This is a genomic window from Emticicia fontis, assembly GCF_054779675.1.
The window spans coordinates 20,688-39,373 of the sequence record NZ_BAAGXU010000008.1 but is presented as its reverse complement, the minus strand read 5'-3'; the positions used below and the strand labels follow the sequence as shown (position 1 = coordinate 39,373).

Annotated in this window: 12 protein-coding genes; 1 reads left to right on the top strand and 11 read right to left on the bottom strand. The window is 36.5% G+C overall.

The genetic code is table 11. The features are described from left to right. Positions 1-19: 19 nt before the first annotated feature. The 11 genes from ACYVFA_RS05860 to ACYVFA_RS05810 form a co-directional block, all read right to left on the bottom strand. On the bottom strand, positions 20-1,075 hold the full coding sequence (locus ACYVFA_RS05860) for an aldose 1-epimerase family protein (RefSeq protein WP_460470874.1): 1,056 nt from the start codon (positions 1,073-1,075) through the stop codon (positions 20-22). A 175-nt stretch (positions 1,076-1,250) separates the two neighbouring features. Further along, positions 1,251-2,024 (bottom strand): 3-keto-disaccharide hydrolase, encoded by a 774-nt coding sequence (locus ACYVFA_RS05855; RefSeq protein WP_460470873.1) that lies wholly within the window; start codon positions 2,022-2,024, stop codon positions 1,251-1,253. A gap of 78 nt (positions 2,025-2,102) precedes the next feature. Continuing rightward, positions 2,103-4,796: a c-type cytochrome gene (locus ACYVFA_RS05850; RefSeq protein ID WP_460470872.1), complete on the bottom strand. Its 2,694-nt coding sequence runs from the start codon at positions 4,794-4,796 to the stop codon at positions 2,103-2,105. Positions 4,797-5,000: 204 nt separating this feature from the next. After that, positions 5,001-6,503 carry a RagB/SusD family nutrient uptake outer membrane protein gene (locus ACYVFA_RS05845; RefSeq protein ID WP_460470871.1) on the bottom strand — a complete coding sequence of 501 codons (1,503 nt, stop codon included), beginning with the start codon at positions 6,501-6,503 and terminating at the stop codon, positions 5,001-5,003. A 31-nt stretch (positions 6,504-6,534) separates the two neighbouring features. Next, entirely contained in the window at positions 6,535-9,585 is a 3,051-nt protein-coding gene (locus tag ACYVFA_RS05840) for a SusC/RagA family TonB-linked outer membrane protein (protein WP_460470942.1), read from the bottom strand. Between the two features lie 433 nt (positions 9,586-10,018). Beyond that, the gene (locus ACYVFA_RS05835; RefSeq protein WP_460470870.1) at positions 10,019-11,386 is read right to left on the bottom strand and encodes an alkaline phosphatase family protein; all 1,368 of its coding nucleotides are present in this window, start codon (positions 11,384-11,386) and stop codon (positions 10,019-10,021) included. A gap of 93 nt (positions 11,387-11,479) precedes the next feature. Then, complete coding sequence (gene eboE, locus ACYVFA_RS05830; protein WP_460470869.1) at positions 11,480-12,673, bottom strand: metabolite traffic protein EboE; 1,194 nt, start codon at positions 12,671-12,673, stop codon at positions 11,480-11,482. A 3-nt stretch (positions 12,674-12,676) separates the two neighbouring features. Continuing rightward, on the bottom strand, positions 12,677-13,825 hold the full coding sequence (locus ACYVFA_RS05825) for a 3-dehydroquinate synthase (protein ID WP_460470868.1): 1,149 nt from the start codon (positions 13,823-13,825) through the stop codon (positions 12,677-12,679). 44 nt (positions 13,826-13,869) lie between these two features. After that, positions 13,870-14,751, bottom strand: coding sequence for a UbiA-like protein EboC (gene eboC / locus ACYVFA_RS05820; RefSeq protein ID WP_460470867.1), 882 nt, complete (start codon positions 14,749-14,751; stop codon positions 13,870-13,872). An 84-nt stretch (positions 14,752-14,835) separates the two neighbouring features. Beyond that, a complete protein-coding gene (locus ACYVFA_RS05815) occupies positions 14,836-15,855 on the bottom strand; it encodes a TatD family hydrolase (protein ID WP_460470866.1) in 1,020 nt (339 codons plus the stop codon). A 29-nt stretch (positions 15,856-15,884) separates the two neighbouring features. Continuing rightward, the gene (locus ACYVFA_RS05810) at positions 15,885-16,703 is read right to left on the bottom strand and encodes an EboA domain-containing protein (protein WP_460470865.1); all 819 of its coding nucleotides are present in this window, start codon (positions 16,701-16,703) and stop codon (positions 15,885-15,887) included. A gap of 385 nt (positions 16,704-17,088) precedes the next feature. Here ACYVFA_RS05810 and ACYVFA_RS05805 point away from each other — a divergent pair, with 385 nt between their 5' ends. Then, a complete protein-coding gene (locus ACYVFA_RS05805) occupies positions 17,089-18,681 on the top strand; it encodes an RNA-binding domain-containing protein (RefSeq protein ID WP_460470864.1) in 1,593 nt (530 codons plus the stop codon). Positions 18,682-18,686 lie beyond the last annotated feature (5 nt).

Below are 18,686 nucleotides of genomic sequence, written 5' to 3'. Positions count from 1 at the left end.
TTGAATGTATTTTGTAGGTTTAAATCTCTAATGCTCTTAATTCTAAATCAAATTTTCGGATTTCATAAGGATTCAGAAAAATCAGCTCTTTGTTTGCTCGGGCCTGTGATTGTCCGATTGGTGGATTGGTAGCAGGTTCTATACCAGTAACGTACTCATTTTTACCCCAATGCTGCCAGTTGATTAGGTGAGGTAACTGATTTTTATTGAAATTGATTTCAAATCTTAATCCGATTTTTGGATTATACAGACCGCAAGAACATTGACCTACTTCGTTAGCTGCTGGGTCAATAAATACTACCTCCTCTCCAGGTCCTAAATGATCTTCAATTGGAGCTGGACATTTCTTGAAATCATTATCTTCTTTGAATATCCGCGCATTTTCAGGACCAAAGCGAGTTCGCCACTTACCATCCCATTGAATTTCTGTGCCTTCATCAACTAATGGATAACCAAAATTGAAATGATATAGTAACATAAATGGGGTAGGGGTATTGCCGCGGTTGATTACTTCGTCATGAATTCTAATTGTAGATTCACCCAATTTGCCCGAAATTGTTCTTCGTAACTCTAAACTTGGCCCAAACACCTTGGTTTCTTTAATAATTCCTGTAATACTCATTTCCATTTTCCCGGCATTAGGGTCAGGCTGAATAATTGATTCTATTTCTACAGGCGTATTAGAGATTTGTCCGTGAAGACCTCTTTCTCCAAATTCATCTTTTTCAGGGCCACCTACGTGCGAAAGTCCGCAGGTTGTGAGTAAGCCTCCGCCAAAGGTTCTCAGCCAATCAATTCCTTTATCCGATTGTGGTTGTGGAGCAGGGAAACCCCCATGACTCAACCATGCCAGACTATGTTGATTATAGAAGGCATCGGCAATGTCCATCCCTCTATCTAAAATAACTTTGTATCTTAATCCTGTTCCGGTATTTATCCAGGCAATTCTATTTCCACGCCCTAGTCCGTTGTCTAAAATAGAGGTTTCGATACCACCAAGTTGAGCCGGATTTGAGATTTTATTTCTCCATCCTCCACTTGATAGTGAAGATTCTACTTTTTTTACATCATTCATATTTCTGATACTTTTCTTTGGTGCTCGTCAAGCATTACTTGGGCATTGGGTTAATTGACTATTCTTTCGCTTTATAGGTGGTTAAATAAAAAAGTTTACTTGTCTCATCTACATTACTATGAATCTTTCATACGCTTCTTAAAAGCTGTTGTGTTTCAGAATGAAAGCAGAAAGTTTATAACTGTTTTAATCTTAGATTGCGATATTGTACTTTCATTGGTGGCCCTACATGTACTTGCACACCAAGAATGCCTTTCGATTTCCCATTTACTACATCTTCGTCAGTCACATCGCTCATCAGAATGTCATTGATATAATGTTGTAAATGATTACCTTTAATAATTAAGTGAAAGCTATTCCAGTCTTCGCTTTTGATTTTTGTTTTTAAGGCTTCATTTTCTCCCAGACTTCCTGTAACCTTTCTATCTGTCCAGGCATTTCTTTGTACTTTTGCTCTTACGTCTTCAGGTTTCATATTACTAGTTTGTGGATTAATGCTAGCAATTTCTCCACGGTAGGCTAAGGTTGTGCGTCCTCGCTCTTCATAATTCTGACCTGTATAACGATTGGCTCCATCAATATCTGCCTGATAACCTCTCAATGCGTACGGAATATCTACTAGTTTTTCACTACGATAGTTTATGCCTGAATTTCCTTTTTCAGTGATATTAAACTCACCTTTCAGTTCGAAATCTCCTGGCTGTCCACCTGTCCATACAATAAATGAATTGGTTTTAAGAAGGGTTTCAGGGGTAATTTCTCCTACAAGGTTGCCATTTTCTACTCGCCAATACTTTGTATCTCCTTCCCAGCCATTCAATGTTTTTCCGTCGAAAATAGACTTAAAACCTTTCTCGCTTTGGCTAGAATTGGATACTTTGCAACCCGTTAGCAAGATAATGAAAAGTAAAATTAATTGGCTTGATTTAGAAATATTTTTTGTTTTCATTGTATTATTTTTGTTTCAAGGAAGGTTTAAGCGTGACACGCTTGTCTGTCTGTCTGCCACGCTATACCTCCAAAATCATTATTTTTGTGCTTCAGCTTTTGCTGTAAACATTGGATTACTTGCATTACCTCCAGCCATTAAATAAGCCATCAGGTCTTTGAACTCTTCTTCGTTCAAGCTATTGATTAGCCCTTGAAACATAATTGATACACTAGATGTTTTTTTGGAAACCACATTCTTTTTCAATACTTTTTCAAGAACATCTGGTGCATAAGGATTCTGTGACACATAATAGGCTGCATTATCTTCATTTACCAAACGACCCACAATTGAGCCACCATTTTTCAAACTGAATTGGGTAGCAGCATATTGGTCAGATACAGCTTTGTTTGGATCAACAATAGCTTCCAATATATCCTTGGCTGAGAATCTTGTACCAACTTGTGTTAAATCTGGGCCGGTTGCACCGCCTTCGCCTTTCATGGTGTGGCAAGCTCTACAAGTTGTGGCTGCAAACATAGCTTTGCCTTGTTCAAAATTACGTCCGGTTAAACCTTGCTCTATTAATGGCAGGCCATTTTTTAAATTCCAGAAACGACCAGGGCCTTTTGGTGTTGCTGAAGTAATTAAATCATTACCTGATTTACTTAACATCTCAGCGCCCGAAAGTTTATCAAAATAATCTTTTTTAGAGTCAGGCACATTTTTCAAGGCTAATTTACGTGATCTGTCAATAAAACCTACATAACTGCGCCCTCCTTTGTAGTTGAAAGCATTGCTAAACCATTTGAAGTAAGTATCCTGTTCTTCAGGTGTCCAACCTGTTTTCGCCATTGTCAGCACATTGGCATAGTATGTGTGCTGTGCCGGAGGAACATTTGCCAGCATGGCTGCAATATCACCACCATATTGTGAACTTCTCAAAATTAAATCGCTTGATGCAGTGGCAGTTTCCTGCATGAGGGCATTTGTACCTGGTTCTTCTTTGATTTTCATCAAAGCCAATGTCTTCTTGATTGCACTTGGCTCGTCTAAATAATGTAAAAGCTTACTCAATGAACGGTTTAACTGTGCTGAATTTGCCGGATAAAGTGGATTCAGGAATGCTACAACTTTTGGCTTTGTAGTAGCATCAGGTTGCCCCATTCTTAAAAATGTCAACTCAAATGCACGGTATACATCTAATTGTTGTGCTTCGTTCAAGGCTTTTATATTGATTGCTAACAAGGCGTTCAAAATTTCATTTTTCTTATCGCCTTTACCCATTCGTATCAAAGAGATAAGCGCTTGTGTTGAAGCAACAGGGTCTTTTTCTTTCAGCGCTAAATCCTGCCATTCAGCAACCGGTTGGTGCTCAAGCGCTAAACGAGCGGCATAACGGATAAATCTGTCAGGGCTTTTCAATTGTGGCCATGCGGTTGTAACGGCTTCTTTGTTTGGTCCACCCACGTGAAATTTCTCCAGATTCCTTCTTAAAGTGTTAGCCGCATTAACAGGAGTTGGTGCAACAGGAGCGGTACTTTCTGAGCCAGTATAGTAGACACGGTATAAATCTGATTCTAATCTACGACCACCAGCAAGGAAATATAAAGCACCATCAGGGCCTATAGCTCCATCAGTCAAAGGTAATGGCAGTCCTGAAAGGAATTCTTCTCTAGTGGCTGTAAAAGATGAGCCCGACGGTTTCAGGTTAATGGCGTGCATAATTCCAAAACTCCAGTCGAAAGCTAATAGCGTGTTTTTATATTTGGCAGGGAATTTTGCATCTTTCAAATGCAATAAGTTAGTTGGTGAGCCTTGACCAATGTTTAAAACAGGAGGCAAATTATCAGGGAAAGTTGGCGACCATTTGCTGTTACCTGTTCTCCAGCCAAACTCACTTGCGCTAGTAGCATGACAAATACGAGTTGGACGGTACCAAGGTAAACCAAAATCCCATTCCATATCTGCATCGTAAACAAACAAATCGCCGTTTGCATCGAATGCCATGTCAAATGCATTTCTATATCCAGCACTTACCAGTTCCCAGTTTTTGCCTTCAGGGTCAGTGTGGGCAATCCATCCTCCGGGAGCCATACGATCGTTCGCATGTCCGCGAGGATCTTTGATTAATGGGAATAGATTGTCTTCCTGCCAATTAGATGGCAAACGATAAGAATCCATCGAAGGCACATCGGTATGGTTTCCTGAAATAACATACAATGATTGTTTATCAGGAGAGTAAATAACACTGTGAGGGCCATGTTCGCCATCACCATTCATTTCTTTTAACAGTGTGATTTTGTCAAACTGGTCGTCGTTGTTGGTATCTTGTAAGCGGTAAAGACCACTTTTCCGTGGAAATATTCTATTATTTTTACTATTGTTAATCATTACGTAGAGACTGTTAAATGCATATAACAGACCGTGTGCGTAACCCATACCAGTCGTATCAATATTTGGGCTAATCCCAATCTGTAGTTTTTCGACTTCAGTCTTTCCATTAGAGCCAATAGCAGGAATTTTCAGTCGGTACAATTTTCCATATTGATCTGAAGCAATCATTCGACCCTTATCGTCAAAGGTCATCGAAACCCACGAACCTAGATTGTTTTCTGATGGGCTATAAAGATGCTGTGCCGAAAAACCTTCAGACAATTTTAACTTTTTAATTTTGGGATCATCGTTATCAGCTACAGATGGAGGTGGATTTCTAAGTATGGTAAACGACCCAGCTACTGCCACAGCCAATACCCCTAGAGAGAATAAAATTGTTCGTTGATTAGATACCATAGTTTTAGAAGTTAAGGCGTAATAATTTGAGGACTTTAAAAACACTGCATAAGATAAATATAATAAATATTAAATAGTGAAAATATGAGGTATTAATAAGGTTAAAACTATCAATAAGCCTGTTCTTAATACCCCTATTTGCCCTAAATTACATATTTATTTTCTACTTATGCAGTATTTTAACTATATCAAAAAATAAGGTAATCAAAAATAAGGTGATAAAGCTGCTTCATCTGCCGGAAGACCATAAAGCAATGTGATATTATTAAATGCGTTACCACGTACTGTAGCACCTTCTGGATAATAATAATCAACTGGATTAGCTTTGATTCTATTACCGTATGCGGTAATTACTTCAATGGCAGTACCTGTACGTACTAGGTCGAACCAACGTTTGTTTTCAAACGCTAACTCGCTTCTACGATCCTGATAGATTTGTTTTCTTAAATCTATTTGAGCTGTTATAGTAGCATCAGGTAAGCCTGCACGGCTCCGAACCTGATTGAGATAAGGCAATGCCTCTGCTGTTTTGCCTTGCTCCATCAGTGCTTCAGCTAGGAATAAGAGTGCCTCCGCATAACGATAGATCGGAAAATTATTGCCAGTATTACCATGCAAAGAGTGTGTTTTTGCAAATTTTTTGTTGTAAGGGAACGTTTTATTGGCTCTCAAACTACCATTAATAGTAACATAAGCAATAGTTGCATCTTTGCGTTTATCTCCAGCTTCAAATGAGTTAATCAAATCAGGGGTTGGTGCACCATTACCTTCACCAGTCAATGGTTGAGGATTAGATGTTCCGGTGATTGGTCTTAATTCATCTGAACTCATCGGGCGAGGAAGGTAATTATAAATTATAGCTCCATTATAACCTGAGGCTCCTTCCTGATACTGTACTTCAAAAATAGATTCGATATTATTTTTGTTTCCAGTATTGGTTGAGAAAGCATCGTTGAAATCTGGCATCAATTTGTATTCGCCACTTGTGACGATTTCTTTCAATAATTTCTCAGCTTCTGCCCAGTTTTTTCTTACCATATATACATTAGCCAATAACATTCTTGCGGTCCCAGATGTAACTCTGCCAGCTTCTTGTTTCGATTTTGGATAAAGGCCCGTAATAGCTGCACTAGCATCTTTAATAATCTGTGCATAGATGGCTTCAGAATCGGATAATTCCAGCGTAGCCTCCTTACGATTCGTTACAGGTGTGAGGTGCAAAGGTGCTTTGCCAAAATAACGAACTAATTCAAAATAGGCATAGGCTCTCAAAAATTGTGCTTGCCCTTTTAGGTTATTTTTAGAATCTGCACCAAATTCAACTTTATCAATGGAAGCCAAAATCTGATTAGCACGAGCAATTATCTGAAAATCTAATCGATATTGATTCAGAACGTGAGTATTTGAAGTAACCCCATTGGCAGTTGGAACTGCAAAATCAGCGATATCTTCCTGTTGCTCAGTCGCGCCGAAAAGAATATTTCTGTAATAGTAGGCATTATCAGAATGCATTTCACCTAAAAGCCATGCACGGTCGTTCGTTATTGCACGCAGAGGCACATAGGCTGCATTCACTGCTTGTTGGAAATCAGCTTCCTTAGTAAAGAATATGGCAGTACTAAGGTTAGTTTCTGGGACAACCGTCAAAAAGTCTTTGCAACTCGTTAACCCAAAAAACATAAACAATACTATTATTATCTTTTTCATTATCTTATTGTCTTAAGGATGTTTACGTTAATTAAAAGTTCAAGTTTATACCAAGTGTGTAAGTTCTAGGAACCGGGTAGTTCGATAAATCAATACCTTGACTTAAGTTTCCACCATTACCATTTCCATCACCTTGCGCAGAGGTTTCTGGATTTGGTCCACCCCAATATTTGGTAAACACATATAACTGTTGAACAGAACCGTAAATACGAGCCGATTTGAATACTTTATTGCCTCTTGGAATAGTATAGCCAACTGTTACGTTTTTAATAGTGAAGAACGAAGCATCAGCAATAAAACGGCTGTTCATCCAGTCTCTTTCAATACCCGTAATATTACCACCACCCACTGTAGTTCCATACATTCCTTTTCCTGGATTAGCTTCTGAACGGAAACGATATTTTACTCCTTCTACAAGATTAAAAACCCCGTCAAGATTGGCAGTACTATAAATGTGACGAACTAATAATTGATTTCCTTGAGAACCTGAACCAACGATACTCGCATCCCAATTGCCATAAGTGAAGTTATTGACGATTCCATAAGTAAATTTCGGGAAAGGATTGCCAATAATTACTCTATCGTCAAAATCACCACCATAAGTAATTATACCATCTCCGTTTGTATCCTTTAATTTGATGCTACCCACAACTGAGCGGCCTGGTACCTGTGGAGAGTTTTTCAAATCTTCAGCATTCTGATACATACCTAATGAAACCAGCCCGTAGAATTGGCCAAACGGTTTGCCAACTTGTGTGATGTGGAATGTTCCGTAAACACGGTCAATACCATCAGCTAGGGCAACTACTTTATTTCGGTTAATTGAAATATTAGCATTTGTGCTCCACTTCAATTTTCCTCTGGTGTTCTTTGTATTTAATGCAAACTCATGACCCCAGAATTTAATCTCTCCGATATTATCATTGAAGTTACTGAATCCTGCCTCTTGAGCGATTTGTACACTATAAAGCAAGTTTGTGGTACGTTTGGTGTAATAATCATAAACAAACGTAATGCGGTCATTGAATAATCCTAAGTCAAGACCAAGGTCTAATTGTTTGGTAGTTTCCCAACCCAGATTATTATTTGCTAACGAAGTTACAACGGCTCCAGGTGCTACGTTATTCCCAAAAACTGCATTTACTGTATTATTTATCAATGCATAAGGCGTATAGTTACCAATATTATTATTACCAATTACACCATAACTCGTTCTTATTTTTGCAAATGATATCTTAGGCATCGATTTTATGAAAGATTCGTCTGAGAGAACCCAACCCAATGAAATGGATGGGAATGTACCCCAACGGTTTTCAGAACCAAATCGAGAAGAACCATCACGGCGAACCGAGGCAGTTAATAAGTATTTACCCTTATAGTTATACGTTAATCTTGAAAGTACTGAAGTCAATGCCCATTCCTGCACACCACTATTTGTTCCACCGCGGTTAATATTAATAGCACCCTGAATTGTTGGAAGACGGTCATCAGCGTAAGTATCAGCCTGAATACGAGTACTTTCTTGTTGGAAACGTTGTTGTGTAAAACCAGCCAAAAGCTCAAAACTATGGTCATTGAAGCTTTTTGTATAGGTTGCCAGGTTTTCATTCAACCAGGTTAGGTTCTCAATATTCTGTCGTATGGACACTGCTGTTGTCGGAATAGGAACATTGATAGCACTGGTTGCAGTTGACGGGTTGAAGAAGAAAAACTTGGTACGCAGCATCTCAACGTTGAACGTTGATTTCAAAACAAGATCTTTGATTGGTCGATACTGGATATAGGCATTTGATATTAAATTGGTAGTCGTTGTTTCGTTAACCAATTCATTTGCGGCTCTTACCCAGTTAGGATAGGCAAAGATATTTCCTGTGCTGGCAGGGAATTGATTGTACAAAGTCAATGTTTTGCCATCTGCCTGATAAATTGGCATGATTGGCCAGGTATGTAGAGCATTAAACAAAATACCTGTGCCTCTGTCCCCATCGGTTCTTGGTGTATTATCAAACACATATTGAGGGGCAACGTTAAAGCCAACAGTTACTTTATCAGAAATATCATATTCCGAATTCATTCTTAATGAATATCTTTTATAGGTATTATTAAGTACAACACCTTCCTGATTAAAGACCCCTCCAACAAACGAAGTTCTTGATTTTTCTCTGTTCGAAGTAACAGTCAGATTATAACTTTGCACAGGGGCTTTCCTTAACAAAGCACCATACCAGTCATTGTTTTTATCTCTGTATTGAGATGGGTTCTGAAACTCAACCGGAACTGCCTGTTTGGCATCTTCGTAAGATTCTTTTTTAAATTGTGCAAATTCCTCTGCATTTAACATTTTAATTCGACCCCTTTGTGGTACCTCTTGAATACCAGCAAAAACATTGAAACTGACATTAGTGCCAGCTGTTCTACCTTTTTTAGTGGTAATCAAAACAACACCATTTGCGGCTCTTGAACCATATAAAGAAGTAGAAGAAGCATCTTTCAGAATAGAGATGTCTTCAATTTCATCAGGGTTCATTGCACCGATATCTCCTGTGATAGGAAATCCGTCGATTACGTAAAGCGGGTCACTACCTGCCGAAACTGATAATTGTCCACGGATACGGATATTCATTCCTTGTCCTGGTTTACCAGTGGTCTGATTAATTTGTACACCAGCCAATTGTCCTTGGAGTTTTTGTCCGATCTGAGATACAGGAATATCCTTTATCTCTTTGGCTCCAATGTTTTGAACTGCCCCTGTAACATTCTTTTTTAACTGACTACCATAACCAACTACCACGATTTCTCCCAGGAGTTTTTCATCAAGTTCTAAGGTTACATTAATGTCGGAGTTATCACTTACGGTTACTTCTTTGGCTGTAAAGCCAACAAAACTAAATACTAAAACTGAGCCTTTATTAGCATCAATTTTATAAGTTCCATCTGCGCCTGTCTGAGTTCCTTTACTCGTTCCTTTTATTGAAACGTTTACACCAGCTAATGTGGCTCCATCAGAACCAGAAACAGTTCCTTTTATTTGCGAAAAGGCAAAGGATGAACAGAATAGAACTAGCAAAAAGGCTCCACTCATTGCGCAAATCCTACTCAAATGAATAGTAAATTTCGACTTCATAAATACGCTTGATTTAGGGTGAATAAAAGTAGATATTGTTTAGTAAGACATAAATAATTTGTGATTTTTTATAAAATTATTTATTCCACTAACCGAATGCGTCCTGTACACTTCTGTATTTGACAAAAAGAGTTATATTCTTTATCAGAATATTGCTATATTTTAACTCAGGATATAATTGAAATAGTTTTATTTAATCTTTCGATTTTGTAAGAAGAAGAAAATCAGAAATAAGGAGAGTTGGATATTGAAATTTGATTTTAATTAATTTAGAATCTGAGCATTCAAAAGCAAAAAGCAGTGATGATCAAATGATTGCCACTGCTTAGTAAATAAATATATATGTCTAAATTGAAGCTATAGATATTATATGAATAGGAGAAATATATTATTATTTATCAAAAATGCTTTCCCATATGACATCGTAAACATCGGTCGCCGCAATTTCTGTATTGGATTTATAATTACTTATTAATATTGGGTAAAATTCTTTACCGATATCAAGTGTCCCATGAGAACCTTTAATAAGATTTGCATTTAAGGGAATTACGTCCATCCTATATCTAAAGCCTAACAATTTACGCGCTAATTTATAGGCTGCACGTAATTTTATAAAAGGGTTGGCAGGGTTCATAAACATCTCAACCGGATCATAACCTGGTTTATTATGTATATCTACGCTTCGTGCAAAATCTGGTGCAACCTTATCATCAAACCAATAATAATAGGTAAACCAGCTATCTGCCTTTGACATCAAAACTAAATCTCCTGCTCTTTGGTGATTAATATGATGTTTACGTTTTTCCTCATCGTCCATTATCAAAGCTATTCCTTCGACTTTTGACAAAATTTCTTTAATTCTTTCCTTTTGTGTTTGATCATTAATATACAAATGAGCAATTTGGTGGTCAGCAGCAGCAAAGGCTTTTGAGGCTCCACAATCCATTAGTTCAAGGCCACTTTCAACTCTTATAGATAATAATCCGTTTTCGCGCAGAATTCTATTAATATGTATCGGGTTACTGACGTTATTTATACCATACTCAGAAAGCAAAATAACATTCGCATTTTTGGACTCATAATACGTAACTAATTCTTCAACTAAGGAATCAATCTCATGTAAATCTTTAGAGATTTTCTCAAAATCAACACCAAATTTTTGGAGGCAATAGTCTAAATGGGGTAAATAAATTAAAGTTAGTGTCGGGTCATTGTTCTTATCAACCTCTAATGTGGCATCAGCAATCCATTTTGAGCAATCAATGCTTGTATTTGGTCCCCAGAATTTAAATAATGGGAATGTACCGAATTTGGCTTGTAATTTATCTCTTAAATCAGCAGGGTAGGTATAGCAATCTGGTACTTTTACTCCATCAGAATGATATTGTGGTCGCGGTGTTGCTGAGAAATCAGCTGATGAATACATATTATACCACCAGAACATTTTAGAAACTGTAAAGTCAGGATTTTTTTTTCGTGCGGCTTCCCATATTTTTTCTGCTTGTACCAGTTTATTAGATTGTTTCCAGAATTTCATTTCACTGGCATCATGGTCATACCAACCATTTCCGACGATTCCATGTTCATCAGCATTCTTACCTGTAATATAACAACTTTGTGAAGTTGTAGTAACTGCAGGAAAGGCAGGCTTTATATGTGTTAATTGATTTTTAGAGATAAATTTCTGGATGAAAGGGGTATGTTCACCAATCACACTGGTGCTTAATCCAACAATATCAATAACAACCGTTTTTTTCATAGATTTATTAAATAAATAACCCTGAACTCAAATAAGAATATTTTTAAAATTTTCTGAATGAGTACAGGGTTGAGTGGTTAATGTCTAAATGAATTATAAAAGACTTTTTACCCATTTAATTTCCCTAATAATAGATTCATTAAGGGGTGCTTGAAATTCCTTAGGTAAAACTCCCCATGTATAGGTTTCTATTTCAAGATGTTGAGTAAATGGCTTTTCTTTGTGTAAATTAATTGTGTCTACTATATCAGATTGTGTTGAACTTAATAATCCATATTGTTCCATGAATAAAGGTACATGAAAATGTACACGCCATGACTTAGTATTATTATCAAATCCTGCGATTGCTTCATTCAAATCGGGGAATTTAACAAAACTACCATCATTTTTCTGAGCTACAACCTGATGTAAATAAATAGGTTCGTTATATTGAGCAATAGTTTCCAGCTTTTCCTGAACATTTTTAGAAAAATCAACTTTTAGCGCTGAACTGATTTGAATTTTGCCGACTTTCAATTGCTCAGTTTCTAGTTTTGCAATTACCTCTTTTGGTGATTCAAAACCAACCGCAAAATGACAAACATCATAACATAACTGAATATGAGTTTTGATTGCTTCAATAGCTAGTTCATCAGAAAGCCCTTTAACTTTTAATTGCTCCACTCCTAAAGGAAGCAAATAGTTTTTATACCAGCTGATAAATTCATCAGAATTTTCAAGAATCCCATCAGGCTCGGGCTCAATATCCAAATGAAGTGTTTTGCCAGTTTTTTCTTTTAAATCTATTAACGCCTCAACTACAGAAATCATGTTTTTGGTCGCTTTAATCGTTGCATCTTCTAATGCATTTTCAGTCAACCACCAAAAACGATAGGATAGTGGGGAGGTTGAAACTCCGCCTTCTGTTAAGTTCTCAGGTAAAAGTTTGGCTAATAACTGAAACAGCCTGATCGTATAATCTGTCCTTTCCTGCGTTGTCCAATCCGGTGCATGTACTTTGTCTTTTACAACTGAATGATGAAAATTTCCAAACGGAAAACCATTCATAGTAAAAACATAGCAATTATTATCTGCAAGCCAATTCTTGAATGAATCAAAATTCTCATTTTCAGATAAGTCAATACTTGCCTGATTAGCCAGTCGAAGCCCGATTCCCATTGGTGAATCAGGATTAACATCTGATTTGATTTGTGGGATACTACTTTGTAAGACCGCAAAATGCTCTTTCCAGTCTTCACCGGGATGAATATTACTACAATAGCTTAAATGCCCGTATGGAGTTTGCATAGTTTAATCAATTGTTAGTTTCAAACGGTCAACGGCAAGCTTCATCAATTCAAAATCTATCTCATGCACTTCTTTGCCTTTACCTAATTTTTCTAATACAGTTATGGTTAATCTACCACCTAAATGCTCTCTGAATTCATTAAGTCCTTGCCAAAGATTTAATTTATCATTTTCCGCCAAAGACTCATGGTAAAGAGTAAACCCTAAGGTCTTCAGCACATTAATTATTCTATTGGTATCTTCTTCCGAAATCAAGCCTAGTAATTGTGAATAGATAGAATCAAGGGCTATTCCAATCGCTACAGCCTCCCCATGACGAATTTCAAAATTGCTTAGATATTCTAATTTATGAGCGGCCCAATGACCAAAATCTAAAGGTCTCGCAGAGCCCATTTCAAAAGGATCTCCACTTGAAATATGATTGGTATGAAGAGCGGCAGAACGAAAAATCTGCTCATTCATTACCTCCATCTCACGATAGGCCATTGCCTTTGCATTGCCTTCTAACCATTCGAAAAAGTCCAAATCTTTAATTAAAGCTACTTTTATAGCCTCAGAAATGCCTGAACGCCAGTCTCTGTCTGATAAGCTGGTTAAAAAACTTGAATCATTGAAGACTGCAACCGGTGGAGAAAAAGTGCCTAAGAAATTCTTCTTTCCAAGAAAATTAACACCATTTTTTACTCCCACACCTGAGTCGTTTTGTGAAAGAACTGTGGTTGGAATACGAATATGTTTTACACCACGATGTGCGATACAAGAAGCATATCCTACCATATCTAAAAAGGCACCTCCACCAATAGCTGCTACAAATGAATGACGGTCAATACCATATTCGTTTATAGCAAGAAGCGCTTTATCTAAATATTGAGGGTCATTTTTTACCAATTCACCGCCCGGCAAAACTAAAATTTCTTCTGCCAGAGAAATCAGTTTTTGATTTTGAAAATATCGTTTAATCGATTCAATTAAATAAGAATGATTTTTGGCAACTCCTTCATCAATCAGAACCAAAATCTTTTTTTGAAAACTTGTATCTCCAAAATTTGATAAGAAATCGATAAACTCTTTATTGTCAGACGAAAAAAGATTTTGCGTGAAAATTATATTGAATGAATAAGGTACCTGAAAAGCTTGTTTAATAGCACTCATTGCTCAGTTGAAAATAAAATAATCATAAATAAAATTTGGCTTTTCTAAGTCACTGCAAAAATTTTTGCCAATTTGATTGAAATGGGTAATAAACAAACAACTGCTACTGCAAAAATTATATTTCCTGAAACACTCACCCAAGCCGCGTTCATCACTATTAGGGATAAAACCCCAGCTTTAACTGCCTTTCCAATGTTTGGCCCAATTGGATTGGCAATGGCACCTAATAAAGGCTTGAAAATCAAATACATATGCACAGCTACAAACGGAGCTGCGAATAAAATATTACCTAATTTAAAAGAAATATAGAGTTGAAAGCTATTGACAAGAATATAAAGAAACGCAGCAAAATAAAGCGTATTCTTGTTGCCTCCATGTACTTCGCCCCGACTGATCATAGTTATAGCCGCAATATAGCATATTGGTAAAAGGCTGATTAACCACCATTCTCCAATAACGTTTTCTAAAATACTCATTCCTAAAATCAAATTGCCGCCGCGGCAAAGCCCCATGTTTATTGGCCCTAAAAAAGAATGATGTTTGCCAAATTTATCATAAACTAATGCACAAATAGCCACTAAGAATGCAATACCAGCACTTAAAGGGCTATTAACCAGTGCCGCAACTACACCTGTAAGTAGCAATGAACTACCAAAAATAGTTGCATTCTGTTTACTGACTTTACCACTTGGAATAACTCTTTCCGGGCGCTCAATCCGGTCTAATTCTAAATCAAAAATATCGTTGAAAACAATCCCGCCACCATATAATCCGATTGTAGAAATGCATAAGAATACAGCCTTCCAGATGTCAATTTGTTCTAATGAAAATGAAAATCCGGCAATAGCAATTCCTGCCAGAATATCGGATATGGCAGTAATAATGTTAGCAGGTCGGGTTAGTTGTAAATAGGGTTTTATATTCAAGGCCTTACTATTTGCGTAGTGATTGATGAAATCACTAAAATTTAAATATTCGTAGATGTTACTCCAAAATATTTTAAGTTCACTCTAACTGATAATAATCGAATTTTTCTCGACTCTTGGTATTTGTCCACCTCGAAGCACGGTATTTCCATTAAATTTCAAACTCTGGTCAACTTCCATAGGTGTTTCAAAATCATTAATATTAATCTGTCCACTTTGTGCAAATGCATCAATTGCATTTTGATAAGTGACTAATCGTATATCTTCATCTGAAATACCTTTGATTTTCATCAAAGCGGCTGTTTTGGGTACAGCCAAAGGATCACTTATTCCCCAATCAGCGGCTGAGTTAACCATTATTCTTTCAGAACCGTATTTTTTTACAATTTCTACCATTCGCTCATTACCCATCTTGGTAAATGGATAAATAGTAAATGCGGCCCAGAAACCTTTTTCAAGCACACTTTCAACCGTTTCTTCATTATTATGGTCAATAATGACCATGCCTGGATCGATGCCATGCTCTAAAGCAATTGACATACTCAATTCTGTTCCCTTTTTCTTGTCACGGTGAGGGGTATGAACCTGCACTGGTAAGTTAGCTTCTTTAGCTAATTCTAATTGAAGTCTATAATATTTTTCTTCAGCCGCCGTCTGATCATCAAAGCCAATTTCACCAACGCCAACAACCCCTTCTTTATAAAGGAATATTGGAAGTATTTCCATTACCTGCTCTGCTAAAGACACATTATTTGCTTCTCTGGAGTTCAATCCAATAGTGCAATAGTGCTTAATACCAAATTGTGAAGAACGAAATCTTTCCCAACCAACCAAACTACTAAAATAATCTTTAAAAGATGATAAACCTGTACGTGGCTGGCCCAACCAGAAGGCAGGTTCAATAATAGCTACTACGCCTGCATCAATTAATGCCGTATAATCGTCAGTTGTCCGTGAGGTCATGTGAATATGAGGGTCGAAGAATTTCATCCCTTTAATATATTCAGTATAATTCACCTCAACATTTTTTGCTGTATTTAGCTCCTCTGCACTTCCTTCAAAATGTGAAGGATTCTGTGTTATTTCTGAATCTTTTTGACACATCTTTCCTATATTTTTGTAATACTCCTTTATCAGTTTTCTAGCATTTGCCAACTGATTGTATGATTTTTTACTTTCTCTGTTAAGTACTGATACTTTTCAAGTTCTTCTTTCGCAGCAATAAAATCTGTTTCGCTACAAACTAAAGCTGCCGCAATTTTATCATCTTCTCTAGTAGAGGAAAATAAATGCTTAATATCCTGTAATATTTTATCATTTATAAATTTTGAAACCAAGCGCCATGCCTGTGCCGGAATCACTCTTCCCGCAGACCAGCGCTCATGTGCAAGGTTTGAAATAGAGTCTGCCAGTTCTTCATTTGCTCTCTCATTTAACCCTTTAATTTTATTAATTGGCTTATCATTAAAAATGCACTTTAGCACCAACTGGTTCCATGCAAGGTCTGAAAAATGATTTTTTGGGAAAGAATTCTGAAATGCAATGGCATCAAAGATAACCCCGACATTAGATCTGACTGCATTAGTGGCCCGAAGCATCCAATGATCCTGATACTCAAGAAAAGGTAATGCTGAAATTAAAGCAATAGCTTCATTGTTTTCAGCAGTATCAAATAGGTTGTCAAGGGCTATTATATATAAATCTTTATTAGAGCTATCAAATTTTGTAAGAAAATACACTCTTACCAACCTGTCTAAGGTCCAGCCTTCAAATGAAACATCATTGATTGACTCTAGATATTGAACTATATCTTTACTGATAAATCTTGGGGTAGCAACAAATGCTGTTTGCAAAGATTTTAAACTTCCGTTGGCTTTGGTCTCAATCCAGCTCATCTCTTTAGCAGATGCTTGATTTTGAATTTTATCAAGCAACAAAGAAGAATAGTTCATTTGGTCAGGTACATTATATTAATTTCAAGCAAATCTAAAGAAGAATTTTGAGCTTCTTATCCTGTTTATACAAAAATTAAGATTAATGTCGACCAATAAGGTAATTTTGTACTCCTATCTTGAGATTTAGATTCGACAATCATAAATTTTTTAATTAGGGACCTCTTAAAAAAAAAGTCAATAATTTTTAAAATATTTAATAAAAAGACAATATATTTAATAATTAATTTACTGAGTGAATGTGTACTTTTGTTACACTCGTCATGCTACTTAGAAGCTAAAATTTACCTAATCAACACTTGAATTGTTTCCTCAGCTCTTATTCTATTAGGAAAAAAGATTGAACCCTTATGACCTTACATCGATACATATATAAAGAATTCACATGTTTTCAAGTGATTACATTAATTATTTAATAGAAAGAGGCAACGATGAACAAACCCAATTATTAAGCACCGTACGAAAACTACCCATTGATTTTTTTGATACCCTTTGCGCATTTTTAAATACGAGTGGAGGAGAGGTTCTCTTTGCCTATTCGTTTGAAAATGGAGTTACCGGGTTGACAGAAAATGAATTTAATATTCTTGAAAAGAATATTATAGGCGGAATTAATAATGCCAATAAAATTCATCCCAAACCTAGAATGGTAATAAAGACTATTTTTTATCGCCATGAAAGAATCCTTTACTTAAAAATCCCCAATAGCCAGTCGGTTCACACAACCAACAATGGGCATTATATCTATGAGAGAAGAGATACTTTAAATATTCTAGTGGATAATATCTCAGACCAGCTCCGAATACAGGAGAGGAAGAGATTCTACTATCCTGATAATAAAATAATTAAATATATTGAGACTGAGCATTTTAATATGGATGTCTACAATAGGGCTATGAATTTAATTTTGCAGACGCGTCCATCTCATCCTTGGCTAAATATGGATTTCGAGAATGTAATGAAAAGTTCAGGTCTGTGGAGAATAGATTTAGAAACCAAAGAAAGTGGGTATACAGTTGCTGCAGTTTTACTACTAGGAAGAGATGAGGTGATTCGGGCAATGTTCCCAAGTTTCCGAATAGATGCACTACGCGAAAAAGATGGTTTCGATGGATATTACGATAGAGAAACTTTTACTACAAATCTGATTGATACATATTATCACTTAATGGATTTTGTACACAAGCATCTACCGGATTTCTTCGTAATCAATAATACTACCAGAATAGGGATTCGCGATTTAATGTATAGAGAGGTATTCATTAATTTCCTGACTCATCAGGATTATAGCTCAGGCTTACCCGCTAAATTTGCTATAACACATATAGATGGAACTTTCACTGCCAATAGTAACAGAACGAGTCTGAATAAAAATATAGACCCGAACAATTATCAATCGATTCCCAAAAACCCGATTATAGGTAGATTCTTAAGGGAATTAGGTCTGGCTGAAGAATTAGGTTTTGGATTGAAGAAAATAGCAGCCTTTGTCAGTCAATTTTCAGACGAAAAACCCCAATTTCATGACGGTCCCACTTTTCTAACATCCATTCCACCTATAACAAAGAAAAATATATTGGAAGAGGAGTTAAAAAAGAAAGATGATTATCTCGAGGAGGAGCCCTCAATGATTTTTCCTCCTAAAACTACTTCTCTTAGACAATTTCCTGTAATAAGCAATAGTTTGCCAATTGAAAAACCATCAAATAACCCTCTCTCTGTTTTTGAAGATTTAAGCGAACAAAAGAGAGAACGACTTACCAGTATAGTTTTATTTTTAAATCATACAAAGCATAGCACCACACAGGTATTAATAAAACAGTTAGGCGTTTCCAGAGAAACAATTGCAAGAGAAATAAAGATTTTGAAAGAGCATAGATTAATTGAGTTTAGAGGAGCTTTAAAAAATGGCTATTATTACCTTACTGAAAAAGGACTAGCAATTGCCAAACTACTTTCAGAAAATAAAGAAGCTTAATTTAA

Coding starts and splice junctions, on each gene's coding strand:
- ACYVFA_RS05860 (WP_460470874.1), bottom strand. CDS start 1,075: ATGAATGATGTAAAAAAAGTAGAATCTTCACTATCAAGTGGAGGATGG.
- ACYVFA_RS05855 (WP_460470873.1), bottom strand. CDS start 2,024: ATGAAAACAAAAAATATTTCTAAATCAAGCCAATTAATTTTACTTTTC.
- ACYVFA_RS05850 (WP_460470872.1), bottom strand. CDS start 4,796: ATGGTATCTAATCAACGAACAATTTTATTCTCTCTAGGGGTATTGGCT.
- ACYVFA_RS05845 (WP_460470871.1), bottom strand. CDS start 6,503: ATGAAAAAGATAATAATAGTATTGTTTATGTTTTTTGGGTTAACGAGT.
- ACYVFA_RS05840 (WP_460470942.1), bottom strand. CDS start 9,585: ATGAGTGGAGCCTTTTTGCTAGTTCTATTCTGTTCATCCTTTGCCTTT.
- ACYVFA_RS05835 (WP_460470870.1), bottom strand. CDS start 11,386: ATGAAAAAAACGGTTGTTATTGATATTGTTGGATTAAGCACCAGTGTG.
- eboE (WP_460470869.1), bottom strand. CDS start 12,673: ATGCAAACTCCATACGGGCATTTAAGCTATTGTAGTAATATTCATCCC.
- ACYVFA_RS05825 (WP_460470868.1), bottom strand. CDS start 13,825: ATGAGTGCTATTAAACAAGCTTTTCAGGTACCTTATTCATTCAATATA.
- ACYVFA_RS05815 (WP_460470866.1), bottom strand. CDS start 15,855: ATGTGTCAAAAAGATTCAGAAATAACACAGAATCCTTCACATTTTGAA.
- ACYVFA_RS05810 (WP_460470865.1), bottom strand. CDS start 16,703: ATGAACTATTCTTCTTTGTTGCTTGATAAAATTCAAAATCAAGCATCT.
- ACYVFA_RS05805 (WP_460470864.1), top strand. CDS start 17,089: ATGTTTTCAAGTGATTACATTAATTATTTAATAGAAAGAGGCAACGAT.